We start from the raw sequence: 24,329 nt of genomic DNA, 5'->3' as shown, positions 1-24,329 counted from the left end.
GATGTTCCTCCTCGGGGTCACAGGACCCCCTCGGTCAGATGGTCCGGCGTGCCGAACCGGTGGGCGGTCACGGACACGGCCTGTTCGTGCAGGAACGGCAGCAGCTCCACCTCGCCGGCGCTCACCACGGGGCCAGCGTAGACCGCCACGTCGGGGGTGTCGCCGAGCGCCGCGTGGAGCGCGCTCCGCGCCGCCTCGGCCGCCTCCCGGTCGCCGGCCCAGTCGGCGACGAGCCGGATCCGTGCGTCGCCGCCGCCCTCCGCTGCGGGCGGGATGAGGGCCAGCCGCCGGGCGCGGTCGTGGAACGCGGCGTCGTCCTCGACGACGACGTCCACCGGCGCGGCCGTGCCGGAACCCTCCGTGCGGACGGACCGGACCAGCTCCTCCACCCGGCCGCGCACGGCCTCGGCCGAGAGCCCGTCCGCATCGGTCCCCTCCACGGTGGGGGTCGGGCCCAGGCTCACGGTCATGGGCGCCCCGGCGCGCAGGCCGGCGGAGACGATGCGCAGCAGGTGGTCGGCGGGCCCCGAGTGCCGCCGCACGAGGACCGGGGTGGGCACGTGACGCAGCACGTTCCGCTCGGCCTCGAGCGCGGAGACGTCCGTGGCCACCCCGAACACGGTGGTCCACGCGTGGGTGTCGAGGGCGCGGGCGGTCTCGAGCCAGGACGCGCCCGCACCGTCGGCCTCGGACCCGGGCCGTCCCTCTCCCCCGCCCCACGTGGGCGCGTCCTCCCAGTCCACGAGGCCGTGCAGGTAGTGCGGCCCGCCGGCCTTCGTGGTGGGGCCGACGACGGAACGCTTCCAGCCGCCGAAGGGCTGGCGGCGCACGATGGCCCCGGTGATGCCGCGGTTCACGTAGAGGTTGCCGGCGCGCACGCCGCGCAGCCACACGTCGATCTCCTCCCGGTCCAGCGAGTGCAGCCCGGAGGTGAGGCCGTAGTCCACGGCGTTCACGATCCCGATGGCCTCCTCGAGCGTCTCGGCCGTCATCACGGCCAGCACGGGGCCGAAGTACTCGGTGAGGTGGGCGTCGGCGCCGGGGCGTACGCCGGAGCGGATGCCCGGGCTCCACAGGCGACCCGTCTCGTCCAGCTGCCGCGGGCGCAGGGCCCACCGCTCCCCCGGGCCGAGCTCGGTGAGCCCGCGGCGCAGCTTCTCGCCGGGGGCCTCGATCACGGGGCCCATCTCGGCGCGCGGGTCCGCGGGGTGCGCCACGTGCAGGGACGAGGCGGCGTCCAGCAGCTGCCGGTGGAAGCGCTCGGAGGTGGCCACGGAGCCGACGAGCACCACGAGGGAGGACGCCGAGCACTTCTGGCCGGCGTGACCGAACGCGGACTGGACCACGTCCTTCGTGGCCAGGTCCAGATCCGCGGACGGGGTCACGATCACGGCGTTCTTGCCGGAGGTCTCGGCGAGCAGGTGCAGGTCGGGGCGCATCCCCTTGAACAGCCGTGCGGTGTCCCAGCTGCCGGTGAGGATGAGCCGCTCGACGGCCGGGTCGGTCACGAGCGCCGCGCCGACCTCCGCCTCGTCCTCGTCCGCCAGCGTCACCAGGCGCACGAGGTCCGCGGGGTCGTGCCCGGCGAGCGGGCCGCCGTCGTCGAACAGCCCCGAGTCCCGCAGCCCGGCCACGATCAGCTCCCACGCGACCGCGCCCGTCCGCTCGGACTGCGGGGCCGGCTTGAACACCACGGGCGAGCCGGCCCCGAGCGCGGCGAGGACGCCCCCGACCGGGATGGCCACGGGGAAGTTCCACGGCGGGATCACCAGGGTCAGGCGGACGGGCACGGCGCGGGCGCCCTCCACCGCGTCCAGGCCGCGTGCCAGGCGCGCGTAGTAGTGCGCGAAGTCCACGGCCTCGGAGACCTCGGGGTCGCCCTGGTCCAGGGTCTTGCCGGTCTCGGCGGCGGCCACCTCCAGCAGGCGGGCCCGGCCGGCGTGCAGGGCCCGTCCGACGGCGTCCAGCGCGTCGGCGCGCTCGTGGCCGGTGAGCGCGCCCCAGCGGGCGCCGGGGTCGGCGGTGGCGGCGATGGCGGCGCGGGCGTCGTCGGCCGTGGTGGCGCGGTGGGCGCGGACGGTGTCCGTCCCGAGGTCCGAGCCCGGGACGGCCGCGAGGATCCGGCGGGCCCACTCCCGGTTGCCGGGCAGCGCGGGGTCCGTGTCCGGGGTGTTGGCGAAGCCGTCCACGGGGGCGGGGGTCGGCCCGTCCTCCCCGCGGGACCGGTCCTGGAGGCGGTTCGGACGGGGCACGGCCGCGTCCAGGTGGCGCAGCGAGGCGCGGAAGCGCTCCTCCTCGCGGGCGAACAGGTCCGCGTCCGCGTCCAGGTCGAACACGGCGGACATGAAGTTCTCCGGGGAGGCGCCCTCCTCGAGGCGGCGCACGAGGTAGGAGATCGCCACGTCGAACTCCTCGGGCCGCACCACGGGCGTGTAGAGCAGCAGGGCGCCGACGTCGGCCCGGACGGCGGCGGCCTGGCCGGTGGCCATGCCGAGCAGCATCTCGAACTCCACCGCGGCCGGGTCGAGGCCGCGGTGCTCGATCAGCCGGTGGGCGAGGGCGACGTCGAAGAGGTTGTGCCCGGCCACGCCGATGCGCACGTGGGCCAGATGCTCCGGGGTGAGCGCGTAGTTGAGCACGCGCTTGTAGTTGGTGTCCGCCTCCTGCTTCGAGCCCACCGTGGCCAGCGGCCAGCCCGTGAGGGAGGCCTGCATCCGCTCCATGGGCAGGTTGGCGCCCTTGACCACGCGCACCTTGACCGGGGCGCCGCCGGCGGCGACGCGGCGCGCGGCCCACTCCTGCAGGCGCACCATGGCCGCGAGCGCGTCCGGCAGGTAGGCCTGCAGCACGATGCCGGCCTCGTAGTCGCGCAGGCCCGGCTGCTCGAGCAGGGCGGTGAACACGTTGAGCGTGAGGTCGAGGTCGCGGTACTCCTCCATGTCCAGGTTGATGAAGGTGTCCCGGTCCCGGGCGAGCTCGAACAGCGGGGTGAGCCGCTCGGTGATGTCCGCGACGGCCTCGTCGAACGCGTAGGGCGCGTGCGGGGCGGTGGCGGCGGAGACCTTGACGGACACGTAGTCGACGTCGTCGCGGCGGATCAGCGCGGCGATGCCCTCGAGTCGGCGGTCCGCCTCGCCCTGACCGAGGATCGCCTCGCCCAGCAGGTTGATGTTCAGCCGGGTGTGCTCGTCGCGCAGGGCCGCGATGGCCTTGCCGAGCTGCCGGTCCCGCGCGTCGACGATCAGGTGGGAGACCATGCGCCGCAGCACGCGGCGGGCCGTGGGGACGGCGATGCGCGGCACGAGCGGGGCCGCGCGGCCGCCGACGCCGAGGACGGCGCGCAGGGCCGGGGGCAGGAAGCCGGGGGCGCGGCCGGCGAGCTCCCGCAGCGCCCGGGCGGCGATCGCGGGGTCCTCGGGGCGGACCACGTGGTCCACGAAGCGCACGATGAAGTCGAGGCCGCCCGGCTCCTTCAGGGCGCCCGCCAGCTGGCGGGCCGCGAAGTCGGCCTCATGGTCGCGGGACTCGGCGAGCCAACGCCGCACCTGCGCGACGGCGTCGTCGGCGAGGGCGTGCAGGTCGGCGGGGTCGGGGATCCCGCCGGTCGCGCCGAGGACCCGGTCGAGATCGTCGTGGTCCTGGGCGGAGAACATCGCGGTCATGGCCGCACTCTGCACGTGTGCCGGGTCACAGGTCAAACCGCCGCGGCTTCCTGTCAGACGCCTATGCTCGATGGACATCCCCTCGCCGCGCGCCCGCGCGTCGCCGCCGTCTTCCCAGGAGCCCGTCCGCCATGGCCGCCGCCGACCCCGTCCCCACCGACGCGCGGGAGCGCCGGGACGTCGTCGTGCCCGTGCCCGGACCCGAGGATCCGCCCGAGCGGGCCTGGCTCGTCCTGCCCCACCGCCACCCGGTGCCGACGCTGTTAGACGAGACGCGGGACGCCGTCGTGGGCCTGGCCGAGACGCTCGCCGCCGTGCTGCCGGTCACCGTGCTCGCCCACCCGCGCGACGCCGGGGCGGCGCGGCTGGTGCCCCCGGAGGTGGACCTGTTGCGCGCGCCCGTGGGCTCACCGCTGCTGGGCCGCACCGGGCCGAGCTTCGTCCGCCGCCCCGAGGGCCTGGCCGCCGTCGCCTGGCGCAGCGCCGCGGGACTGACCGGGACCGGGCCGCTCGACGGCGCGGCCGCGACGGCCGTGGCGGAGGCGGCGGGACTGCCGCTGCTCACCCCCCTGCTGTGCGCCCCGCGCGGGGCCTGGGTGAGCGACGGCGAGGGGACGGCCGTGGTGGCCGCGGACCCCGTGCTGGACGGGCGGATCAACGGCGCGTGGACCCCCGGCCAGGTGGCCGCCGAGTTCGCCGCCCTGCTGGGGATCACCCGGGTGCTGTGGGTGCCGCCGGCACCGCGGCCGGACACCGGGCCGTGGGGCGGGCCCGGCCACCTGGCCTCGTGGGTGCGGCTGGGGGGCGACGGCGAGGCCGCCGTGCACTGGCGCGGCGACCGGTTCCACCCCGAGCACCCCTACGCGGCGGCGGCGCTGCGCTTCCTGCAGGGCGCCGACGACGCCGCCGGCCGGCCCCTGCGCGTGCGCACGGTGACCGGGGCGGTGCAGCCCGCCGAGTACGACCCGGCCGAGCGGGGCCCCCGCTCCCTCCTGGACACGCTGCCGCTGGGCGCGGCGGTGCTGCGGCCGGCGTTCGAGGACGCCGCGGGTGAGGAGGCCGCGGCCGCCGCGTGCGCGGCACTGCACCCGGGGCTGCCCCAGCTGTCGTTCCCCGCCCCGCCGCTGCTGCGGCTGGCCGGCGCGCTCAACGACCTGGTGCTGCTCCAGCCTCGCCCGTGACCTCGTCCGCCGCGGGGCCGTCGTCGTCCCCGCCGTCCGCCGGGGCGCGGTCCTCGTCCTTCCCGTGCGCGTCGGACCGCCAGGCCGCCGGGCGCAGCCGTTCCAGGAGCGAGGACTGACGGCGCTCCATGCCCTTCAGGTCGGAGGCGATGAGCGCGTTGATCCAGCGGGCGTTCGGGTCGGCGTCGATCAGCACGGCCTTGGCCAGCAGCGTGCAGGGCAGCGCGAGGATGGCGCCGAGCGGCCCGAGGACCCAGGCCCAGAAGAGCAGGGAGAGGAAGCTGACGGTGGGGATCACGCCGATCGCGTCGCCGGCCACCTTGGGCTGGATCACGGACTGCAGCACGAAGTTCAGCACCGAGTAGCTGACCACCACCCACAGGAAGTCGGACCAGCCGCCCGCCGCCAGGCCCAGGACGGCCGGCGGCAGCAGGCCGATGATGAAGCCGATGTTCGGGACGTAGTTGGTGAGGAAGCTGAGCACGCCCCACACGAGCGCGAGCGGAACGCCGATCAGCATGAGGGCGATCACGTCCAGCACCGCCACGATCAGGCCGAACACCGTGGTGACCACCCAGTAGCGGCGCACGCCCTGGGCGAACTCGACCAGGGCGTGGCCGAACTCGTGGCGGGCGGTGCTGAGCAGGCGGACGCGGCGTTCGACGTCCATCGAGTCCATCGCGAGGAAGAACATGCCCATGATCACGGTGACGAGCAGGCCGAAGACCGCGTAGACGTTCGTGGCGATCTTCGTGATGGCGCTGACGGCCGTCCCGGTCACGGTGCTCATGTCGATCGAGGCCAGCTGCTGGGACACCATGTCCGGGGTCACGCCGCGCTCGTTGAGCCAGTGCGAGACGTCCAGGACGATCTGCTGGAAGCGGTCCGCGTACTTCGGCAGCTCCGCCACCAGCTCGAGGCCGGACCACACCATCATGCCCCCGAACACGGCCATCACCGCGACGACCAGCAGGACGGTGGTGGCGGCCCCGAGCACGGGGTGCAGGCCCCGGCGGATGAGCCAGGCCTGCAGGGGATAGACCACGATCACGAGGTTCAGCCCCAGGAAGACGGGCGCCGCGATGGAGGCGATCCCCTGGAAGAACTGCACCACCAGCACCAGGCCCGCGAGCGTCAGGACGATCACCAGCATGCGCGGCCACATGCGGTGGGGGCGGCGGATGTCCCAGTCGGAGGCGGGGCTGGACGAGGCGGGCGGCGGGGTCACCCCCGCGGGCTGTGCGGCGCTCACGCGGGCAGTCTATGCGCGGGCCGGACGGGGTAGGGTCGGGACCAGTCCACATCGACAGGGGAGCGCCCGCGCGGCGCTGAGAGTGCGGTCCGCCGCAGACCCTCGAACCTGCTCCGGTCCGCACCGGCGAAGGAAGTCGAGTCTCCCGGTCGACGTCGTCCCGGGATTCCGGTGGCGGCCTCGTCCCGGCCCCTCTGCCGTCCCAGAGGAGAACCGCCATGTCCCGCACCCCGCACCGCGCCCTCGCCGCCCTCTCAGTGGCCGCCCTCGCCCTCACCGGCTGTTCGGTGTCCGGCTCGTCCGGCGACGGGGCGTCGTCGTCCGCCTCCGGCGCCGGCGGCGGCGAGCCGACGACGGTGACGATCATGACGCACGACTCGTTCAACCTGCCCCAGGAGCTCGTCCAGAAGTTCGAGCAGGAGTCCGGCTACACCCTGAAGACCACGGCCCCCGGCGACGCCGGCAGCGTGGTGAACCAGCTCCTGCTGGCCAAGGACGAGCCCACCGTGGACGGCGTCTACGGCGTGGAGGACCACTCGGCGCACCGCCTCGTCCGCGAGGGCGTCGTCGCCGAATACACCCCGCAGGACCTGCCCGCCTCCGCACAGGACCGGATGGTGGAGGACCGCATGACCCCGGTGGACCAGGGCCAGGTGTGCTTCAACACGGATCCGGCATGGTTCGAGGCCCACGACGTCGAGGCCCCCACCTCGATCGACCAGCTCGACGACCCCGAGTACGCGAAGCTGACGGTCGCCACCTCCCCCGTGGCCTCCTCCCCCGGCCTGGCGCTGCTCGCGGCCACCACGGAGAAGTACGGCGACGACGGCTGGCAGGACTGGTGGCGGGGCCTGATGGAGAACGGGGGCAAGATCGCCGACAGCTGGTCCGACGCCTACAACTCGGACTTCTCCGGCGGCGAGGGCAAGGGTCGGTTCCCGGTGGTGCTCTCCTACTCCTCCTCCCCCGCGTTCGCCCCCGAGACCGAGGTGATCGAGGACTCCTGCACCCCGCAGGTCGAGTACGCCGGCGTGCTCGAGGGCGCGAAGAACCCCGAGGGCGCGCAGGCGTTCGTGGACTTCATGCTCACCGAGGAGGTCCAGTCCGCCCTGCCCGAGTCGATGTACATGTACCCGATCGACGAGTCGGTGCAGCTGCCCGAGGAGTGGGCGCAGAACGCGCCGCTCGTCGAGGACGCCATCACCCCGGACCCCGCCCGCATCGACGAGCGCCGCGAGGACCTGCTGAAGGAGTGGACCGCCCTGGCCGAGGCCTCCCGGCGCTGATGTCCGCGCTCACCGAGGTCGCGGCCCCCGGCACGGACCTGCCGCGCCGGCGGGCCCGCGGCCGGGGGGACGGGCTCGGCCCGTGGTGGCTGGTGGCCGCCGTCCTGCCGGTCGCCTTCCTGCTCGTCTTCTTCGCGTGGCCCGTGGCGGCCATGCTCTGGCGCGGGATCGGCGGCGACGCCGACGCGTTCACCGGCGCCGTGGACCTCACCGCCTTCGGGGAGACCCTCGCCCGCGAGCGCACGTGGCGCATCCTCGGCCAGACGCTCGGCATGGCCGCCGCCGGCACGGTGGTCTCGGTGGCGCTCGGCCTGCCGACCGCGTTCGTGCTGCACCGGCGTCGCATCCCGGGGCGGGCCGTGCTCCGCGCCCTCGTGCTCGTGCCGTTCGTGCTGCCCACGGTGGTGGTCGGCGTCGCGTTCCGCGCCCTGCTCGCCCCCGGCGGACCGCTCGGCTTCACCGGGCTGGACCAGACGACCACCGCCGTCGTGCTGGCCATGGTCTTCTTCAACGTGTCCGTGGTGGTGCGCCAGGTGGGCGCGCTGTGGAACGCGCTGGACCCGCGCCAGACCGAGGCCGCCCGCACCCTGGGCGCCTCGCCGTGGCGGGCGTTCCGCACCGTGACGCTGCCCCAGCTCGCCCCGGCGATCGCCGCGAGCGCGGCGCTGGTGTTCCTGTTCTGCGCGTCCGCGTTCGGCATCGTCCAGACGCTCGGCCGGCCCGGCTACGGCACGCTCGAGTCGGAGATCTGGGTGCAGACCTCCGTCTACCTGGACCTGCGGACCGCGGCGGTGTTCTCCGTGCTGCAGTTCGCGGTGGTGCTGGCCGCCGTCGTGGTCTCCGGCGTGACGGCGGCGCGCACCCAGCGGGCGCTGCGCCTGCGGGAGACGCCGCCGGCCCGGCTCACGCGCGCGGACGCGGTCCCGGTGGCCGTGATGCTCGCGGTGGTGGCGCTCGTGGTGGCGCCGATCCTGACGCTCGTGGTGCGCTCCTTCCACACCCGCCACGGCTGGGGGCTGGGCAACTATCGGCTGCTGTCCACGAGCGCGGGCAGCGGGTTCGTGGGCGGGTCGACGCCGGCCCAGGCGCTCGAACAGTCCCTGCGGGTGGCCGTGGACGCCACGCTCGTGACGCTCGTGGTGGCCGTGCCGCTGGCCCTGCTGCTGACCCGGCCCTTCCGTTCACGCGCGGCGCTGGTGGCCCAGCGGGCCCTCGACGGCGCCCTGCTCCTGCCGCTCGGCGTGTCCGCGGTGACCGTGGGCTTCGGCTTCGTCGTGTCCCTGCGGGCCGCGTTCCCGGAGCTGGCGGCCTCGGGCGTGCTCGTGCCACTGGCCCAGGCGGTGGTGGCGCTGCCGCTCGCGGTGCGGGCGCTCGTGCCCGTGCTCGCGGCGGTGGACCCGCGGCTGCGGGAGGCCGCACGCACCCTCGGGGCGGGCCCGTGGCGGGTGCTGGCCACCGTGGACGGCCCGTTCCTCGCCCGCGGCGTGGGCGTGGCCGCGGGCTTCGCCTTCGCGGTGTCCCTGGGCGAGTTCGGGGCCACGAGCTTCCTGGCGAGCCCGTCCGCGCCCACCCTGCCGGTGCTGATCGCCCGGCTGCTGGGCCGGCCGGGCGCGGACAACTACGGGATGGCGCTCGCGGCGGCCACGGTGCTGGCCGTGCTGAGCGCCGGGATCATGCTGGTGTGCGAGCGGCTGCGCCCCCGGGGCCCGGCCGGGGCGGGAGGTCTGTGATGACGCCGACGACGACGGGGGCCTCCCTCCGGCTGCGGGATGTGGCGATCCGCTATCCGGACGGCTCCACCCCCGTGCGGGGGACGGACCTGGACGTGGCCGCCGGGGAGATCGTGGCGCTCGTGGGCGCCTCCGGCTCGGGCAAGTCCACGATCCTGCGCGGGATCGCCGGGCTCGAGGACGTCGTGGCGGGCACGGTGGAGCTCGACGGGCGGGACGTGGCGGCGGTGCCGACGCACCGCCGGGGCGTGGGGATGGTGTTCCAGGACGGGCAGCTGTTCCCGCACCGGACCGTGGGCCGGAACGTGGCGTACGGCCTCGAGTCCGCCGGCTGGGACCGGGCCCGGCGGCGGGCACGCGTGGCCGAGCTGCTGGACCTGGTGGGCCTGACCGAGCTCACGGACCGGCCTGTGCAGCGGCTCTCCGGCGGGCAGGCCCAGCGCGTGGCGCTGGCCCGGTCGCTGGCCCCGGCCCCGCGGGTGCTCCTGCTGGACGAGCCGCTGTCCGCGCTCGACGCGGACCTGCGCCGGCGCCTGGCCGAGGACATCCGGGCGGTGCTGCGGGCGGCGGGGACGACCGGCGTCGTCGTCACCCACGACCTCGCGGAGGCCGCCGTGATGGCCGACCGCACCGTGCGCCTCGGCGCGGGGGGACGCATCGCGGCGGAGGAGGACGGCCCGGCGGTAGCCTCTCAGGCATGACCCCGCCCGCACCCCGCCCCCGGCTGACCGCCCAGGACGTGGTGGACGCCGCCGTCGGGATCCTGCAGGACTTCGGCATGGGCGACCTGTCCATGCGGCGCGTGGCCGGGGTGCTGGGCGTGCAGGCCTCCGCGCTGTACTGGCACGTGCCGGACAAGCAGTCACTGCTGGCGCGGGTGGCGGACCGGATCGTCGCCGAGGCGGAGGAGACCGTGCGCGCCCGCCGCGTCACGGACCTGGCGGGCCGCGCCGAGGCCGCGGAGGCCGCCCTGCTGCGGCACCGGGACGGGGCGGACGTGGTGCTCTCCGCCCTCGCGCTCGGGCTGGGCGGCCTCGGCCTGCACCGTCTGCTCACCGAGGCGGCGGACACCCCGGAGGACGGGGAGCGGGCCCTGGCGCTGCTGCTGGGCACCGTGTCCCTGCGGCAGCAGCGCGCACAGGCGCAAGCGCTCGGCGTGGCGACCGGCCCGGACGTGCAGCGGCACCGCACGGACCCGCTCTGACCCCTCGTCCGACGCCGCCGCGCGGGAGGCCGAGGAGAGGAGACCTGCCTCCTCACAGGTGCGCTCGGTAAGGTCGCCCAGAGCAGAACAGGTCGGGACGGGTCGTCCCCTTCGTCCACGGCGATCCCGCCCGACCGCCGCAGTACCAGCATGGCCCGCCGGACCCGGCTCACAGTTCCGGCGCGGTCCCCTTCGACACAGCCGGCGAAGCCATGGGAGCACGGATCAACCACCCGCGGACGGTCGTGGACCGGACGCTGCATCACGACGTCGAGCCCGCACACCCCGCGGCGCTCGTCGACGTGGGCTGGGACTTCCGTGGCCCGGGCGCCAAGGCGGAGGAGCAGCACCGCCCGCTGCGCGTGGTCCGTGCCCGCCGGCCTCGGGGCACCCCGCGGGACCGGAACAGCGTCGACCTCACGCGCACCGGCCCCGTCGTCCCCCGCCCCTCCCCGCCGCGCACCCGGATCCGCCGGGACGGCGTCCGCGTGGTGGCCAGCCCGCTGGCCATGCTGCCCGGCGTGGACCACGGCCCCGCCCTCCGCCTGGACCTGCATCCGACGACGGGGGGCATCGTCTACGTGGCCCGCGAGCTTGAGCTGCGCGAGCTCGGCGACGACGTCCGCGGCCACGTCTACACCGGGATGGTCGGCACGGCGCATCTGAGCGTCTTCTGGTCCACCGTCACCGTCGACCTGCCACCGGAGCGCCCGGTGATCGTGCGGCTGCGCTCGGACCGGGACGCCGAGCTGCTCTCCCTGCTCGAGGTCCTCGCCCCCGTGGACACGCGCGTGGTCTCCTACCGGCTCGACGAGTCCCCCGTGGGCACGCAGCGCTCCAGCTACCTGCTGCCGGACGTGGACCCGGAGACGGTCGCCCAGACGGGCGCGGCCCGGATCCCGCTCGAGGCCATCGAGGCCGCCCAGGAGGAGGAGGACGCGCTGCGCCGCTCCTCCGGCGTCTTCCTCTCCCGCCGCCGCACGGACCGCTTCCTGCGCCGCAACCTGCCCGGGGTGACCCACAGCCTCACGTTCGCGGACGAGGCGGACGTGACGGACGTGTACGTGGACGGCTCCGTGCTGCGCGGCTCCCGCATCGGCGGGGCGGCCGCCGTCGCCGGGCCGAGCATGTGGGCCGTGCAGGCCGTGGCCGGGGCCACGATGCCGCTCGAGGTGGAACTCGAGGCGCTCGTGCTGGGGCACGTGATCTGCGCGTGGGCGGGCACCCCCGGCGGCCGGGTCACCATCCACTCGGACTCGCGCGCCGCGCTGGCCCTGCTCAACGCCGCCCGCCGCGAGCGGCTCACCCTCGGCGGCGCCCGGGGCGAGCGCATCCGCCGCACCCTGCGGCGCCTGCTGGCCGCCGTCGACCTGGCGCAGGCCGCGGACGTCCAGGTGGACACCACGTGGGTCAAGGGCCACGTGGGCGTGCACGGCAACGAACTGGCCGACGACCTCGCCCGGGCCGCCGCCCGCCACGCCAGCGTCGGCACCCCCGAGGGGGACCTGCCCGAGCGGATGGGGCAGCTGATCCAGCTCCGCGTCGAGGACGACGCCGCCGGCTGACCCCGGCCCCCGATTCCCCGTCCTCCGCCCCAGCCTCTAGGGTGGGGCTGTGGAAGCGACAGTGGAACAGATCACAGCGGCCATCACGGCCCTCAACGACAAGTACTGGTACGTCGTGATGGCGCTGCTCTTCGTGGCCGGGGTGTGGTTCACCATCCGGACCGTGGGCGTGCAGGTGCGCATGCTCCCGGAGATGCTGCGGTCGGTGACGGCCAAGTCCCAGACCGGGTTCGAGAACGACGGCGTGAGCCCGTTCCGCGCCTTCACCATCTCGGCGGCCTCGCGCGTGGGCACCGGCAACGTGGCCGGCGTGGCGATCGCGATCGTGATCGGCGGCCCGGGCGCCGTGTTCTGGATGTGGCTGCTGGCGATCATCGGCGGCGCCACCGCGTTCGTCGAGTCCACGCTGGCCCAGCTGTACAAGCAGAAGGGCTCGGACGGCTACTTCGGCGGCCCCGCGTACTACATCCGCGACGGCCTGGGCGCGAAGTGGCTGGCGGCCGTGTTCGCCGTCGCCATCACCGTGACCTACGGCTTCGTGTTCAACGCCGTGCAGTCCAACTCGATCTCCGAGTCCGTGCAGGCCAACTGGGGCGCGTCCTCCACCACCGCGTGGATCGTGGGCCTGGGCCTGGCCGCCCTCACCGGCCTCGTGATCTTCGGCGGCGTGCGCCGGCTCTCGGCCGTGACCAACGTGCTGGTCCCCGTGATGGCCACGTTCTACATCTTCCTGGCCCTGATCGTGATGGTCGTCAACATCACCGAGGTCCCGGGCATGATCGCGCTGATCGTGGGCCACGCGTTCGGCCTGCGCGAGGTCGCGGGCGCCGCCGTCGGCATGACGATGGTGATGCAGGGCGTGCGCCGCGGCATGTTCTCCAACGAGGCCGGCATGGGCTCCGCCCCGAACGCCGCCGCCACCGCGGCCGTCTCCCACCCGGCCAAGCAGGGCTTCGTGCAGTCCCTGGGCGTCTACTTCGACACCCTGATCGTGTGCTCGGCCACCGCGTTCGTCATCCTGCTCTCCAACCCGGCCTACGGACGCGGGGAGGCGATCGGCATGCAGGTGACCCAGGGTGCGCTCCAGCAGGCCGTGGGCGCGTGGGCCGGCCCGGCGCTGACCGTCATCATCTTCTTCCTGGCCTGGTCCTCCGTGCTGGGCAACACCTACTACGGCGAGGCCAACATCCGGTACCTGGCCGGCCGCCACGCGGGCCCGGCCATCACCGTGTTCCGCGTGCTCGTGCTGGTGTGCGTGGTCGGCGGCGCGCTCGGCTCCGTGGCGCTGGTGTGGAACCTCGCGGACACGTTCGCGGCCCTCATGGCGACCATCAACCTCGTGGCGATCATCCCGCTGGGCGGGCTGGCCGTGAAGCTGCTCCGGGACTACGAGCGCAAGCTCAAGGCGGGCATGAATCCGGGCTTCCACATCTCCGACCTGCCCGAGGCGCGGAACGTGGCCCTCTGGAGGGACGAGCCGAAGACCTCCCCGCTCCAGGACTGACGCCCCCGCCCGCGCGTTTCGAGGCGGGATATCGACCCCATCCGGCTGCCGCGGGCGGCCGTGGGGTGGATATCCCGCCTCGATGCATGAGGAGGCCCGGTCTGGACACCGTGCGGTGGTCGGCGCCTAGGTTGAGGCGCACCCGACCGGCCACGCACGAGTGGCCGGCACGACGTCCGAGGAGGACACCATGGGCATCCTCTCCAGCCTCACCCGCACTCTCGGCGGCGGTGGCCGCCGCTCCAGCCGACCCACCATCGGTGCGCACATCGGCCGGTCCCCCGGCTTCGGCCGGCAGGCCCGCTCTCAGGGACGCCGGTCCAGCGGCCTGGGCGGTGCCCTCCTGGGCACGCTCGGCGGTCTGGCGCTGCGTGAGCTCTCGCGCCGCGGCGCCGGAAGCACGACGCGCGGGCGCAGCTCCGGTGCGTACCGCGGCGGCTTCGGGCCCTCGGCCCGGTCCACGGGCGGCCTCGGCACCGGCCTGCTGGGCGGGCTGCTCGGCGGGGCCCTCGCCTCCCGCGGCCGGTCCGGTGCCGCCGGCCGACGCACGGCGGGTGGCCGCCGGACCATGGGCGGCGGCTTCTGACCGCTGCGACGGTGCGGAGTCGCCGCTGAACGGCATCACCGCGGAGCGGACACGACCACGGGGCGGGCACCGACGGATCGGTGCCCGCCCCGTGGTCGTGGTGTGCCGGTGGCGTGCCCGAGGGGTCTGCGCCGCGGCTCAGCCGAGGCCGGCGACGCGGCCCAGGATGAACAGCAGGACGCCGATGACCACGAGGGCGATGATCAGCCCGAGCACGATCTTGCCCGCCGAGCGCTCGCCGGTCTGCTCCACGTCCATGCCCGGGTTGCTCGGGCCGACGCCTGCGCCCTCGGCTGGGGGCGTGTCGCCGTCGAACGCGGCACCGGAGGTCTCGTCCGTCGCCTCGCGTGCGCGCCGGGCGTCCTGGGGGTCGGGGGTGTGCGGGGTGGCCATGGCCGGTTCCTCTCGTCTCGGCGGCACGGGTGCATGCCGCTGGTCCTTACGCTAGGCCCGGGGCAGGGGGTCCTGACCAGGGTATGGCGACGCCCGCCCCAGCGCTTTCGTAGCCGAAACGGCGCGCCCCGAGCCGCTTTCGTTGACGAAACGGCGCTCCTCCACGCCGCCGCGACGGATCCCGTCACACTCTTGATCGTTGGATGTCCAAGCAATAGCGTGATCGGCGTCACGTCCCCGCCGTCCGGAGGAGCCCCCATGCCCGAGGCCTACATCATCGACGCCGTCCGCACCCCCGTGGGTCGCCGAGGGAAGGGGCTCGCCGGTGTGCATCCCCTCGACCTGGCGGCCGCGCCGTTGCGCGAGCTCGTCGGCCGCCAGGACATCGACTCAGCCGAATACGACGAGGTCATCCTCGGCTGCATCGACCAGCTCGGCCCGCAGGCCATGGACGTGGCGCGCAACGCCTGGCTCGCGGCCGGGCTCTCCGAGGACGTCCCCGGCACCACGGTCGAACGCCAGTGCGGCTCCGGCCAGCAGGCGGTCCACTACGCCGCGCAGGCCGTCATGAGCGGGACGGCGGACCTCGTCGTCGCCGGTGGCGTCCAGTCCATGAGCGCGATCCCGCTCTCCCGGTCCAACACGGCCGCCCGCGATCTCGGCTTCCCCGACCCGTTCACCGGCTCCGAGTCCTGGGCCGCCCGCTACGGGAGCGAGGAGATCTCCCAGTTCCGCGGGGCCGAGATGATGGCCCGGCACTGGAACCTGGACCGTGACGCCCTGGAGGAGTTCGCGGTGCGCTCCCACGAGCGTGCGCTCGCCGCCCAGGCCGACGGTCGCTTCGACCGCGAGATCCTACCCCTCGCCGGCCTCACCGCGGACGAGGGCCCCCGCACCCCGGACGCCACGAAGATCGCCTCGCTCGACCCGATCGTCCCCGGCGGGCTGCACACCGCCGCCACCGCCTCCCAGATGTCCGACGGCGCGGCCGCCCTCCTGCTCGCCTCCGAGGAGGCGGTGCGCCGCCACGGCCTCACCCCGCGAGCCCGCATCCACCACCTCTCCGCCCGCGGCGCCGACCCCGTCATGATGCTCTCCGCCCCGATCCCGGCGACGGCGTACGCGCTCGACCGCATGGGCCTGACCATCGACGACATGGACCTCGTGGAGATCAACGAGGCGTTCGCCGCCGTCGTGCTGGCCTGGTTGACCGAGACCGGCGCCGATCCGGCGAAGGTCAACGTCAACGGCGGGGCGATCGCCCTGGGCCACCCCATCGGCGCCACCGGCGCCCGCCTGATGACCTCCCTGCTGCACGAGCTCGAGCGCACGGGCGGCCGCTACGGCCTGCAGACCATGTGCGAGGGCGGCGGCCAGGCCAACGTCACCGTGATCGAACGTCTCTGACCCATCCCCCGGAGGTTTCCATGCCCGACCAGATCACCCACCCCACCGACGCCGGCCACCTCTCCCCCGCCCCGGAGGACACGATCGGCCGCGTGTTCGCACGCGCGGTCGCCCGCTCCCCGCAGGCCGTCGCCCTGCGCTTCGAGGACCGCGACTGGACCTACGCCCAGCTCCGGGACGGAGCGCACCGCGTGGCCCGCCGCCTCCAGGACACCGGCCTGCCGGCCGGCACCCGGGTGGCCGCCTACGCCACCAACTCGGACGCCTACGCGCTGCTCTTCCTCGCCTGCGTCACGGCCGGCTACGTGCACGTGCCCGTGAACTTCGCGCTCAAGGGCGGCGAGCTCGCCCACGCCCTCGAGGACTCCGGCGCGGAGCTGCTCGTGGCCGACGCCGGCATGCTCGAGCGGGTCGACCAGGTCCGGGCCGAGGGCCGCGCGTCGGCTCTGCGGCACGTGTGGACCATGCTCCCCGCCGGCCACGCCGAGCCCTCCGTGCTGGAGACCGCCCAGGACGAGACGTTGGACGCCGCCGCCCCGGAGGCGGAGGTGTCGGCCACCGACCTGGCCCAGCTGCTCTACACCTCCGGCACCACCTCCACCCCCAAGGGCGCCATGATGTCCCACCGGGCGCTCGTGGCGGAGTACCTCTCCTCGATCATCGCGCTGGACTTCACGGCCGAGGACCGCCCCCTGGTGGCCATGCCGCTGTACCACTCGGCCGCGATGCACGTGTTCCTGCTCCCCTACCTGAGCCTCGGCGCCACGGTGCGCCTGCTGGCCGCCCCGGACATCCCCCGGATGCTCGAGCTCGTGGAGACCGAGCACATCGGCTCCCTGTTCCTGGCGCCCACCGTCTGGGTGCCGCTGGCGAACCATCCGGACCTGGCCACGCGTGACCTCTCCTCGCTGCACAAGGCCCAGTACGGGGCCTCGATCATGCCGGTGACCGTGCTGCAGCGCCTCCGTCAGAGTCAGCCGGGCATCGGCTTCTACAACTGCTTCGGCCAGTCCGAGCTGGGCCCGCTGTGCACCGTGCTGCGCCCCGAGGAGCACGACGCGCGGCCGGCCTCATGCGGCCGCCCCGTGTTCCACGTGGAGGCGCGGGTGATGACGGCCGACGGCGCCCCCGCCGCGCCCGGCGAGCCCGGCGAGATCCAGTACCGCTCGCCGCAGCTGCTCTCCGGCTACTGGAACCGCCCGGACGCCACCGCGGACGCCTTCACCGACGACGGCTGGTTCCGCTCCGGCGACCAGGTCACCCAGGACGCGGCCGGCTACATCCAGGTGGTGGACCGCATCAAGGACGTCATCAACACGGGCGGCGTGCTGGTCGCCCCGCGGGAGGTCGAGGACGCGATCTACGAGCTCGACGAGGTGGCCGAGGTCGCCGTCATCGGCCTGCCGGACGAGCGCTGGATCGAGGCGGTGACCGCCGTCGTCGTGCTCAAGGAGGGCGCCGAGCTGACCGCGGAGACCGTGCGCACCCACGTGAAGGAGCGCCTGGCAGGCTTCAAGGTGCCCAAGCGCGTGGACTTCGTGGCGGAGCTGCCGCGGAACCAGTCGGGCAAGCTGCTCAAGCGCGCGCTGCGCGCCGAGCGGACGCAGGAGGCCCGGTGACGCGCAGGCAGAAGCCGACCTACGACGTCGTCACGCCCCTGGACGTCGACTACCTGGACGCGTTCGGGGAGGCGACGGAGGAGGACCGCGCGCACTGGGACCGCGCCCGTGCCTACGGCCGGGAGGTGCTCGAGCGGATCGACGGGCACTGGGACCGGGCGGAGTACCCGTTGGACCTGGTGGCGCGGGCGGGCGAGCTCGACCTGCTCACCGACGGGCTGGAGGTGCCGGGGCACGCGGTGATGTCGCCGTTGGCGGCGGGTCTGGTGGCGATGGAGATCTCCCGGGCGGACGGGTCGATGGCGGCAGCGGCGGCGGTGCAGGGCGGGCTCGTGCTGCGCGCCCTGGTGCACTGCGCGAGCCCGGGGCAGAAGGAGCGGTACCTCGAGCCGGTGGCGCGCGGCACGCTGCCGGGCGGGTTCGCGCTCACGGAGCCGCTGCACGGCTCGGACTCGGTGTCCCTCGAGACGTCCGCGCGGTCCGACGGCGCCGGCGGCTGGGTGCTGAACGGCGCCAAGAAGTGGATCGGCAACGGGGCCGCCGGGGGCATCACGATCGTGTGGGCGCGGGACACCGAGGACGGCCAGGTCAAGGGGTTCGTGGTGGAGCAGTCCACGCCCGGGTACGAGGCCGAGGTGATCACGGGCAAGGGCGCGCTGCGGGCGATCCACCAGGCCGAGATCACGCTGACCGACGTGCGGGTCGGCGACGACGCGCGGCTGCCGGGCGTGGCGACGTTCAAGGACGCCGCGCGCGTGCTGGTGGCCACCCGCGTGAACGTGGGCTGGTCCGCGCTGGGCCACGCGACCGCCATGTTCGAGGCCGCGCTGGCCTACGCCCGGCAGCGGGAGCAGTTCGGCAAGCCGCTGGGAGCGCACCAGATGGTGCAGGAACGGCTCGCGCAGATGCTGGACGAGGTGACCGCGATGCAGACCCGCTGCGTGGCCGTGGCCCGCCTGCAGGCGGCCGGGCGGCTGCGCGACGAGCAGGCGTCCCTGCTGAAGTACGCCTGCACCCGGGGTGCGCGGCGGGTGGCGCAGATCGCCCGGGACATGCTCGGCGGCAACGGCATCCTCCTCGAGCACCGGGTGATGCGGCACTTCGCCGACGTCGAGGCGCTGCACACCTACGAGGGAACCGAGTCCGTGCAGGCGTTGATCCTCGGCCGGGACCTGACCGGGATGAGCGCGTTCGCGTGAGCGCCTCCCTCAGGGCGCGGAGACGACCCCCACGCCCATCCGGGGCAGGCTGCGGTCCACGACCAGCTCCAGCCGACGTTCGTGGAACCGTGCGCCGAGCAGCTCCTCGAGGTCCTCGACGAGGTGCACCGTGATGGTCTCGATGACCGCCGCGGTGTCCTCTCCGTCCCGCAGGATGCAGTCCACCTCCAGCGCGGGGGCGGAGGGGGTGCCGGTGATGGCGAACCTGGCCTCAGCGACCTCGGGGAACACGGTGACGGCCCGCGCGGCACTCATGGCCAGGAGGGCGCAGCGCTGACGGAAGGCGGCGGGCTGCGGCGCCGGGGACTCGAGGACGGGCGGGACGGCGGACAGGGTCCGCCCCATGGCCTGGGGGGCCTCCAGCGTTGCTGTCATGACATTCCTCTCGCCGCGGCCCGGGCGCCCCCTCACAGAGATCGCCGTGACCTGGAAAATGTTAGTCTAACTATGCGTTAGGAAGACTAACCAAATTTTCGGGGTGACGTGAACAGGGAGGTTCAAGAGCGCATGGGTGAGGAGCACACCACGCTGACCAGCACGGATGGCGAACCGACGTCGGGCTACTGGTACACCCGCGGCGCCCGCGAGATCGAACCTGTGGACGTGCTCAACCTGCTGCGACGCTACCGGGAGGCCGAACGGCGCATGCGCGCCCGCACCCGGGACAGCATGGGGATGGGAGAGACCCACCTGTCAGCCCTGCGTTACCTGCTGCGGGCCGACCGACGCGGCCACAAGGTCCGTCAGCGGGATCTGGCCAGCGCCCTGGAGATCACCCCGGCCTCCGCCAGCGCCCTGGTGGACCGACTGGTCCGAGACGGCTACGCCCGACGGGCGCCCCACCCACAGGACCGCCGATCCGTGGTGGTGGAGCCGACGGCCAAGACGGACCACGAGGTCCGCGCCACCCTGGGCGCCATGCACCGCAGTATGCTCGCCGCGGTGGAGGGCCTCACCCCGGCCGAGCTCGCCGGCGCGGCCGCGTTCCTGCGGGCCCTGATCCGCAGCGTGGAGGAGCATGACGAGGACGAGGCGGACCAGCCCGCGTGAGGAACAGACTCAGCGGAACAGGTCCCAGACGCTGAACGTGGTGCGCTTGTAGACCGCGTTGTAGGCGGCGCGCTTCGGATCGCGCACCCACCCCATGCCCGGCCGGCCGTCCTCGCGGCCGGCACCCGTGCACCGCACCCGCCAACCCCAGGAGCTGACATGAGCACCGCACCCACCCCTTCTTCCTCCGACGACGCCCCGGCCGTCCTCGTCGAGGCGCGGCCCGGCGTCGTGCGGCTGACGCTGAACCGGCCCGCGAAGGGCAACGCGCTCGGACTGACGATGGCGCGCGAGGTGCTCGCGGCGATCGCCGCGGCCGAGGCGGACGAGTCCGTGCACGTGCTCACGCTGACCGGCGCCGGGCGGATCTTCTGCGGCGGCGGGGACGTCCAGGCCATGGCCGCCGCGCCTGCCGGGCCGGAGCGGCGCGCGATGATCCAGGAGCTCGGCGAGGCGGCGGGCGAGGTCGCGGTGGCGCTGACGGGCTCTCGCCTGCTGGTGCTGGCCGGCGTCAACGGGACGGCCGCCGGGGCGGGGCTCGGGCTCATGCTGGGCGGCGACGTCGTGCTGGTGCGCGAGGACGCGCAGCTGGTGACGGCGTTCTCCGCGCTCGGGATGACACCGGACACGGGCGTGTCCTACTGGCTGCCGCGGGTGCTGGGGCCGGTGCGCGCGACGCAGCTGCTGCTCGGCGGGCGGCGCCTGAACGGGACCGAGGCCGTGGAGTGGGGCCTGGCGACCGAGGCGGTGGCCGGGGACGCGTTCGCGGCGCGTCTGGCGGAGCTCGAGGACGAGCTGGTGGCCGGTCCGGCGCACACCTATGAGCCGACGAAGGCGCTGGCGCGCGGGGCCGACGTCGAGGCGCTGCGTGCACACGTGCGGCAGGAGGCGGCGTCGATCGCGGCGGCGTCCGAGCACCTGGAGGCCGTGCGGCGGGTGGAGGCGTTCGCGGGCCGGTGAGAGGTGGGCGGCGGCGCGGGCCGGCGGCGTCGCCCACTGAGGCGACGCCGCCGCGGGCTCAGGCCGGCGGCGGCTGCGCCGGCCCCCCGGCGAGGTCCGTCCGAGCCCCGGTGAAGCGCGAGAGCCAGGCGAAGCGGCCGCGGGTGCGGTGCGCGTACAGGGCGAACGCCACGATCAGGGCCCCGAGCGTGCCGACGATCATGTCCGTCATGGTGTCCGTGTTGCCCTTCTGCGTCTGCGCGCCGAGCGCCTGGTCGGCGGTGAACTCGGCGATCTCCCACGCCAGGGCCACGAGCGAGTGCAGCGCCATCACGAGGAGCGCCTCGAGCCCGGGCGGCAGGACCAGCCCACGGCGCGCGGCCGCGACGCCCAGCAGGAAGACGCACCCGAGCGCGATCGGCACGCCGGAGTAGAAGTGCACGAGGGCATCCCACCACGGCCAGGCGTCGTAGCCGCCGAGCGCGGCACCCACCCACGGTGCGACGAGCAGCAGGGCCGCGTACATCGCATGCAGCGCGGTGGGCAGGCGGACCCGGTGGGCGCGTTCGAGGGCGATCGGCACGGGGACCACCGTGACGATCTGCAGGCTGAGGCCGGCCGCCTCGCGGTGTCCCTGGGCGGCGAGGACGGCGGCTCCAGCCAGGAGGACGACGGCCGCGAGGATCAGGGGCGAGCGCCGGACGAGGGCCCGCTGGCGGGAGCCGGGGTCGGGGCGGGCGTCGGGGTGGGTGTCGAGGTGCGGTGTCATGGCGGGGGGCTCAGGCGGACGGCGGGACGGCATCGGGCACCAGCTCATAGACGAAGGCGGGGCGGACGGCGTCGTCGTCCTCCAGGGCGACGACGCCGGGCACCCGCCGGTAGCCGGCGCCCTCGAAGGCGTCGAGGCGGTCCCAGTGGTCCGGGAGGTCGGCGGAGACGAGCACCTGGGCGGGGACGTCGGTGGTCGCGTGCGCGGGCGCGGTGCCCGCGAGGACGACGCCTGGGTAGCCGGTGGCCGCACCGATGCCGCTGGCGTGGAGCGTGCCGCGGAGGGTGCCGGGGATCCAGGTGCCGCGCACACCGTCCATGACGTGCGCGTTCGAGCGGCCGGGCGCCAGGGTGCCGTACGCGGCGAGGGCGTGGGGGGCGAGGACCTCGCTGGCGAGGCGGGCGACGGTGCGGGCCAGGCGGACGTCGCGGGAGGTGAGGGCGCGGACGTCGTGGCTGTGCATGCCCACGGTGAGCCGGCCGTAGGAGACGGTCAGGTCCGGGTGGTGGTCGGCGGCCTCGGCTGCCTCCCCGATCCGGTTCGCCAGGGCCAGGGCCGTGGCGAAGTCGTCGGTGGCGTAGGTGATGGTGAGCTCGGGTGGGGTGGTGCCGGCGGGTGTGGGCGACGGCGTGACGCGCCAACCCCCGAGCTCTGGCACCCCCGTGAGGGCCACAGCAAGCTCGGCTGGGTCGATCGCGGTGTGAGGTGGGAGGGCGGCGAGATGCTCGAGGCGGTTGAGAGCGGACGTCATGGGGCCATGATGCCCGGGGGACAAACTTCACGGGGCGCTCACCGCCGGTTCAGCCCTCTCGTTGGCCCCCGCCGAGATTTTCGAGGACCTCTCGCCACGGGCCAAGACGGGTGGTGATCGTCTGAGCCGAAGGGCCACCGTGGGCCTGGCGCCACTCCTCGTGAGCGGACTGGCTGTGGGTGGCCGACTCTGTCATGAACCGCTCCATCCACACCCGGAGTTCCTCGGTAGTGAAGGGGTTGGCGGGCTTCGGCGGGTTGGGGGTACCGCCGGCCGCCTCCACGAGCTGGACCCAATTGGTGCCAGCGCGGCGCAGGACCGTCGGCGTGGCGGGGACTCCGTGTTCCGCCGCCCAGCTGTTGTAGGCGGCGACGGTCAGGCGCGGCCCTCGGTCCTCGATCGCCCGGCGCACCAGGGTCAGCGGGTCGTCCCCCGGATCGAGCTTGCCCTTCCAGTCGACCCGGGTCCGCTTCCGCCCCGGGAAGCCCATCGACTGACCGGCCACGACGCGCAGGGCGCGCGCTCGCATCTCTTCGAACCCCACGCCGAGACGATTGCGGATCAGGGCCGCCGACGGCATGCCCGGGCGCGCGGAGAGCCAGTCCGAGAGTTCGAGGTAGGTGCGGGGCGGCGTCGCTGAGGACCACGCGTCCACCAGTGCTTCGACCAACTCTGCGTCGGAGTACTTGGATCGACTCCGACGCCGGTCCGTGACCGCGATGCCCGCGCGTTCGAGAGCGGCGTTCCATCCACCAAACCGGTTGGCCACTGTCTGGTGAGTGGGCACTCCGTGGCTCCGGGACCACTGGGTGAACGACTGCGCCGCCGTCTCTCCCGTCTCCTCGTAGAACTCGCGGAGAGCAGAGAGCAGAACCTCGTCCGGGGTAGCCGAGGACGTCTTGCGCGGCTTGGCGTCTCCCAGATGGAACTTGACGCGCTTGCCCAGCAACCGCCGCAGCTCCTGCTGGGACAGACTCAGATCCTGCGATGCCACAAAGAGCGGCACGCCCACGTGTCGCTCCGACCAGGACACGGCGGCCGCCCGCTTCATGCGGAACTCCTCGTCAGCGAGGAGTTCGCGGTACGCCTTCAATTCCTTGGTCGAGTACCCCGCTTCATCACGGATGAGCTGCCGGACCCGTTCCCGGGTGCGGCCGAACCGCTCCCCGATCTCGGCCAGTGTGCTGCCCTCGAAGTACTCCCGGGCCATCCTCACAGCGCGCGGGGTCGACGGCAGGATGGTCATGCTGGCCAGCGCAGCGAGCTCACGGCGTCGCTTCGAGGTGAACGGGGCGTTAAGAGACTCCGAGCCGGGTGACACGGAAGGGACCTCGAACTCCACTGTGCTCCTTCATCATCGGAATTGCATGACGCTTATCACACCATACGGTCGGCACTGCACCGCGCCCGGGAACATTCGCGCCCCTAGAGCGTCACGAGTCGAACCCGAGCCCCGGGTCCGGCGGGGTGCCGTAGGTTCGCAGGGCCGCCCCGTAGGGCAGCGGGAGGCCGTGGCCCTGTGCCCAGCTGACGAGGACCTCGACGGTCTCGGCGGCGGTGAGCTCCTGCAGGGGCTGGACGAGGTCCTGGGGGTCGTTGGCGGCCTCGTCCGCAGCCCGGCCCCGGCCGATCCGCCAGTTGTAGGCCCCGAGCCCCTCGAACCGCTTGGCGATCTCCACCATGAAGAGCCCGTCGCCCAGCAGCATGATCTGCGCGTACCGGGTGGGCGGCTCGTCCTCGAGGATCAGCTTGTCCCGCGGGTCGGTGAGGGCGTGCACCAGGTCCGCGATCTGGGCGGCGCTCTCCAGCCGGTGCCAGCCCGGGTCCTCCTCGCCACAGACGGTGGCGGTCCACCAGAGGTCGGTCGCGGGGGCGGATGAGGCCATCCACTCCACAGCTTCGCGGGGCGGCTCGACGAGCTCGACGGCGCCGGGGGCGCGGTGTGTGGCGAGACCGCGAGCGCCGTCGGCGGTGATGCTGCCGGGCGCGCTCATCGGAACATCCGCAGGACATCGCCGAGACCGAACGTGGTGCGCTTGTAGACCGCGTTGCGGGCGGCGCGCTTCGGATCGCGCAGCCAGCCCATCCCCTTGCGGCCGTAGCCGGGGATGACCTTGCGCTTGATCGCGCGCTTGGCGCGGCCCGTGGTGCGGGCCTTGATGGACTTCTTCAGGCTGGGCTTGCGGAGACCGATCTTCATGGGGCGAGCGT

General features: G+C 74.1%; 23 protein-coding genes and 1 riboswitch. Of the genes, 13 read left to right on the top strand and 10 right to left on the bottom strand.

Features of this window, described 5'->3' with window-relative positions; translation table 11 throughout:
* Nucleotides 1–17 precede the first annotated feature (17 nt).
* Nucleotides 18–3,662 (bottom strand): bifunctional proline dehydrogenase/L-glutamate gamma-semialdehyde dehydrogenase, encoded by a 3,645-nt coding sequence (locus HDA34_RS08775; RefSeq protein ID WP_134377227.1) that lies wholly within the window; start codon nt 3,660–3,662, stop codon nt 18–20.
* Nucleotides 3,663–3,793: 131 nt separating this feature from the next.
* On the opposite strand from HDA34_RS08775, the gene HDA34_RS08770 reads away from it, so the two are divergent.
* On the top strand, nt 3,794–4,843 hold the full coding sequence (locus tag HDA34_RS08770) for an agmatine deiminase family protein (protein ID WP_101966108.1): 1,050 nt from the start codon (nt 3,794–3,796) through the stop codon (nt 4,841–4,843).
* Here the strand turns inward: HDA34_RS08770 and HDA34_RS08765 are convergent.
* Nucleotides 4,809–6,095 (bottom strand): AI-2E family transporter, encoded by a 1,287-nt coding sequence (locus HDA34_RS08765; RefSeq protein WP_101966109.1) that lies wholly within the window; start codon nt 6,093–6,095, stop codon nt 4,809–4,811. The two genes, HDA34_RS08770 and HDA34_RS08765, sit on opposite strands and share 35 nt — an antisense overlap.
* Nucleotides 6,096–6,141: 46 nt before the next feature.
* Nucleotides 6,142–6,247, top strand: a riboswitch (TPP riboswitch).
* Between the two features lie 66 nt (nt 6,248–6,313).
* Here HDA34_RS08765 and HDA34_RS08760 point away from each other — a divergent pair.
* From HDA34_RS08760 to HDA34_RS08730, 7 genes are all read left to right on the top strand, one after another.
* Nucleotides 6,314–7,381 carry a thiamine ABC transporter substrate-binding protein gene (locus tag HDA34_RS08760; protein ID WP_041102657.1) on the top strand — a complete coding sequence of 356 codons (1,068 nt, stop codon included), beginning with the start codon at nt 6,314–6,316 and terminating at the stop codon, nt 7,379–7,381.
* The gene (locus tag HDA34_RS08755; protein WP_069941406.1) at nt 7,381–9,111 is read left to right on the top strand and encodes an ABC transporter permease; all 1,731 of its coding nucleotides are present in this window, start codon (nt 7,381–7,383) and stop codon (nt 9,109–9,111) included. The genes HDA34_RS08760 and HDA34_RS08755 overlap by 1 nt, the downstream gene beginning before the upstream one ends.
* Nucleotides 9,111–9,812 carry an ABC transporter ATP-binding protein gene (locus HDA34_RS08750; protein WP_036316162.1) on the top strand — a complete coding sequence of 234 codons (702 nt, stop codon included), beginning with the start codon at nt 9,111–9,113 and terminating at the stop codon, nt 9,810–9,812. The genes HDA34_RS08755 and HDA34_RS08750 overlap by 1 nt, the downstream gene beginning before the upstream one ends.
* Nucleotides 9,809–10,315, top strand: coding sequence for a TetR family transcriptional regulator (locus tag HDA34_RS08745; RefSeq protein ID WP_036316161.1), 507 nt, complete (start codon nt 9,809–9,811; stop codon nt 10,313–10,315). Before HDA34_RS08750 ends, HDA34_RS08745 begins: the two co-directional genes overlap by 4 nt.
* Before the next feature lie 212 nt (nt 10,316–10,527).
* The gene (locus HDA34_RS08740; RefSeq protein ID WP_134377226.1) at nt 10,528–11,880 is read left to right on the top strand and encodes an RNase H family protein; all 1,353 of its coding nucleotides are present in this window, start codon (nt 10,528–10,530) and stop codon (nt 11,878–11,880) included.
* 61 nt (nt 11,881–11,941) lie between these two features.
* A complete protein-coding gene (locus tag HDA34_RS08735) occupies nt 11,942–13,384 on the top strand; it encodes an alanine/glycine:cation symporter family protein (protein ID WP_036317627.1) in 1,443 nt (480 codons plus the stop codon).
* A 190-nt stretch (nt 13,385–13,574) separates the two neighbouring features.
* Nucleotides 13,575–13,970, top strand: a complete 396-nt coding sequence (locus HDA34_RS08730; protein WP_036317637.1) for a hypothetical protein — start codon at nt 13,575–13,577, stop codon at nt 13,968–13,970.
* A gap of 138 nt (nt 13,971–14,108) precedes the next feature.
* Here HDA34_RS08730 and HDA34_RS08725 read toward each other — a convergent pair whose 3' ends face one another.
* Complete coding sequence (locus HDA34_RS08725; protein WP_036317625.1) at nt 14,109–14,363, bottom strand: DUF6480 family protein; 255 nt, start codon at nt 14,361–14,363, stop codon at nt 14,109–14,111.
* 258 nt (nt 14,364–14,621) lie between these two features.
* On the opposite strand from HDA34_RS08725, the gene HDA34_RS08720 reads away from it, so the two are divergent.
* The 3 genes from HDA34_RS08720 to HDA34_RS08710 are packed head-to-tail and all read left to right on the top strand — an operon-like array spanning nt 14,622 to nt 18,588.
* Entirely contained in the window at nt 14,622–15,770 is a 1,149-nt protein-coding gene (locus HDA34_RS08720) for an acetyl-CoA C-acetyltransferase (RefSeq protein WP_036317622.1), read from the top strand.
* A gap of 20 nt (nt 15,771–15,790) precedes the next feature.
* Nucleotides 15,791–17,389: a fatty acyl-CoA synthetase gene (locus HDA34_RS08715; RefSeq protein ID WP_100057876.1), complete on the top strand. Its 1,599-nt coding sequence runs from the start codon at nt 15,791–15,793 to the stop codon at nt 17,387–17,389.
* The gene (locus HDA34_RS08710; protein ID WP_134377225.1) at nt 17,386–18,588 is read left to right on the top strand and encodes an acyl-CoA dehydrogenase family protein; all 1,203 of its coding nucleotides are present in this window, start codon (nt 17,386–17,388) and stop codon (nt 18,586–18,588) included. Before HDA34_RS08715 ends, HDA34_RS08710 begins: the two co-directional genes overlap by 4 nt.
* A gap of 9 nt (nt 18,589–18,597) precedes the next feature.
* Here the strand turns inward: HDA34_RS08710 and HDA34_RS08705 are convergent, their stop codons facing one another.
* Complete coding sequence (locus tag HDA34_RS08705) at nt 18,598–18,984, bottom strand: hypothetical protein (RefSeq protein WP_134377224.1); 387 nt, start codon at nt 18,982–18,984, stop codon at nt 18,598–18,600.
* A 132-nt stretch (nt 18,985–19,116) separates the two neighbouring features.
* Between HDA34_RS08705 and HDA34_RS08700 the strand changes: the two genes are divergently transcribed.
* Nucleotides 19,117–19,659 carry a MarR family winged helix-turn-helix transcriptional regulator gene (locus tag HDA34_RS08700; protein WP_002857975.1) on the top strand — a complete coding sequence of 181 codons (543 nt, stop codon included), beginning with the start codon at nt 19,117–19,119 and terminating at the stop codon, nt 19,657–19,659.
* Between the two features lie 9 nt (nt 19,660–19,668).
* Here the strand turns inward: HDA34_RS08700 and HDA34_RS12045 are convergent, their stop codons facing one another.
* Complete coding sequence (locus tag HDA34_RS12045; protein ID WP_255351296.1) at nt 19,669–19,797, bottom strand: hypothetical protein; 129 nt, start codon at nt 19,795–19,797, stop codon at nt 19,669–19,671.
* 21 nt (nt 19,798–19,818) lie between these two features.
* Here HDA34_RS12045 and HDA34_RS08695 point away from each other — a divergent pair, with 21 nt between their 5' ends.
* Entirely contained in the window at nt 19,819–20,619 is an 801-nt protein-coding gene (locus HDA34_RS08695) for an enoyl-CoA hydratase/isomerase family protein (protein ID WP_134377223.1), read from the top strand.
* A 58-nt stretch (nt 20,620–20,677) separates the two neighbouring features.
* Here the strand turns inward: HDA34_RS08695 and HDA34_RS08690 are convergent, their stop codons facing one another.
* The 5 genes from HDA34_RS08690 to HDA34_RS08670 form a co-directional block, all read right to left on the bottom strand.
* Nucleotides 20,678–21,367, bottom strand: a complete 690-nt coding sequence (locus HDA34_RS08690; protein WP_134377222.1) for a DUF2238 domain-containing protein — start codon at nt 21,365–21,367, stop codon at nt 20,678–20,680.
* 10 nt (nt 21,368–21,377) lie between these two features.
* Nucleotides 21,378–22,118, bottom strand: a complete 741-nt coding sequence (locus HDA34_RS11880; RefSeq protein ID WP_081339235.1) for a 4a-hydroxytetrahydrobiopterin dehydratase — start codon at nt 22,116–22,118, stop codon at nt 21,378–21,380.
* A gap of 49 nt (nt 22,119–22,167) precedes the next feature.
* A complete protein-coding gene (locus HDA34_RS08680) occupies nt 22,168–23,364 on the bottom strand; it encodes a homing endonuclease associated repeat-containing protein (RefSeq protein ID WP_134377221.1) in 1,197 nt (398 codons plus the stop codon).
* Between the two features lie 187 nt (nt 23,365–23,551).
* Nucleotides 23,552–24,112, bottom strand: coding sequence for a hypothetical protein (locus HDA34_RS08675; RefSeq protein WP_134377220.1), 561 nt, complete (start codon nt 24,110–24,112; stop codon nt 23,552–23,554).
* On the bottom strand, nt 24,109–24,318 hold the full coding sequence (locus HDA34_RS08670) for a hypothetical protein (RefSeq protein WP_134377219.1): 210 nt from the start codon (nt 24,316–24,318) through the stop codon (nt 24,109–24,111). The genes HDA34_RS08675 and HDA34_RS08670 overlap by 4 nt, the downstream gene beginning before the upstream one ends.
* Between the last annotated feature and the right edge of the window lie 11 nt (nt 24,319–24,329).

The sequence above is a fragment of the Micrococcus luteus genome (genome assembly GCF_014138885.1).
In the GTDB taxonomy this organism is placed as follows: Bacteria; Actinomycetota; Actinomycetes; order Actinomycetales; family Micrococcaceae; genus Micrococcus; species Micrococcus luteus.
This window is presented reverse-complemented; position numbering and strand designations above follow the sequence as displayed.

Excerpts from the sequence above, each read along its gene's own strand:
- HDA34_RS08775 (WP_134377227.1), bottom strand. The coding sequence starts at position 3,662 with ATGACCGCGATGTTCTCCGCCCAGGACCACGACGATCTCGACCGGGTC.
- HDA34_RS08770 (WP_101966108.1), top strand. The coding sequence starts at position 3,794 with ATGGCCGCCGCCGACCCCGTCCCCACCGACGCGCGGGAGCGCCGGGAC.
- HDA34_RS08760 (WP_041102657.1), top strand. The coding sequence starts at position 6,314 with ATGTCCCGCACCCCGCACCGCGCCCTCGCCGCCCTCTCAGTGGCCGCC.
- HDA34_RS08755 (WP_069941406.1), top strand. The coding sequence starts at position 7,381 with ATGTCCGCGCTCACCGAGGTCGCGGCCCCCGGCACGGACCTGCCGCGC.
- HDA34_RS08750 (WP_036316162.1), top strand. The coding sequence starts at position 9,111 with ATGACGCCGACGACGACGGGGGCCTCCCTCCGGCTGCGGGATGTGGCG.
- HDA34_RS08745 (WP_036316161.1), top strand. The coding sequence starts at position 9,809 with ATGACCCCGCCCGCACCCCGCCCCCGGCTGACCGCCCAGGACGTGGTG.
- HDA34_RS08740 (WP_134377226.1), top strand. The coding sequence starts at position 10,528 with ATGGGAGCACGGATCAACCACCCGCGGACGGTCGTGGACCGGACGCTG.
- HDA34_RS08730 (WP_036317637.1), top strand. The coding sequence starts at position 13,575 with ATGGGCATCCTCTCCAGCCTCACCCGCACTCTCGGCGGCGGTGGCCGC.
- HDA34_RS08725 (WP_036317625.1), bottom strand. The coding sequence starts at position 14,363 with ATGGCCACCCCGCACACCCCCGACCCCCAGGACGCCCGGCGCGCACGC.
- HDA34_RS08720 (WP_036317622.1), top strand. The coding sequence starts at position 14,622 with ATGCCCGAGGCCTACATCATCGACGCCGTCCGCACCCCCGTGGGTCGC.
- HDA34_RS08715 (WP_100057876.1), top strand. The coding sequence starts at position 15,791 with ATGCCCGACCAGATCACCCACCCCACCGACGCCGGCCACCTCTCCCCC.
- HDA34_RS08705 (WP_134377224.1), bottom strand. The coding sequence starts at position 18,984 with ATGACAGCAACGCTGGAGGCCCCCCAGGCCATGGGGCGGACCCTGTCC.
- HDA34_RS08700 (WP_002857975.1), top strand. The coding sequence starts at position 19,117 with ATGGGTGAGGAGCACACCACGCTGACCAGCACGGATGGCGAACCGACG.
- HDA34_RS08695 (WP_134377223.1), top strand. The coding sequence starts at position 19,819 with ATGAGCACCGCACCCACCCCTTCTTCCTCCGACGACGCCCCGGCCGTC.
- HDA34_RS08690 (WP_134377222.1), bottom strand. The coding sequence starts at position 21,367 with ATGACACCGCACCTCGACACCCACCCCGACGCCCGCCCCGACCCCGGC.
- HDA34_RS11880 (WP_081339235.1), bottom strand. The coding sequence starts at position 22,118 with ATGACGTCCGCTCTCAACCGCCTCGAGCATCTCGCCGCCCTCCCACCT.
- HDA34_RS08680 (WP_134377221.1), bottom strand. The coding sequence starts at position 23,364 with ATGACCATCCTGCCGTCGACCCCGCGCGCTGTGAGGATGGCCCGGGAG.
- HDA34_RS08675 (WP_134377220.1), bottom strand. The coding sequence starts at position 24,112 with ATGAGCGCGCCCGGCAGCATCACCGCCGACGGCGCTCGCGGTCTCGCC.
- HDA34_RS08670 (WP_134377219.1), bottom strand. The coding sequence starts at position 24,318 with ATGAAGATCGGTCTCCGCAAGCCCAGCCTGAAGAAGTCCATCAAGGCC.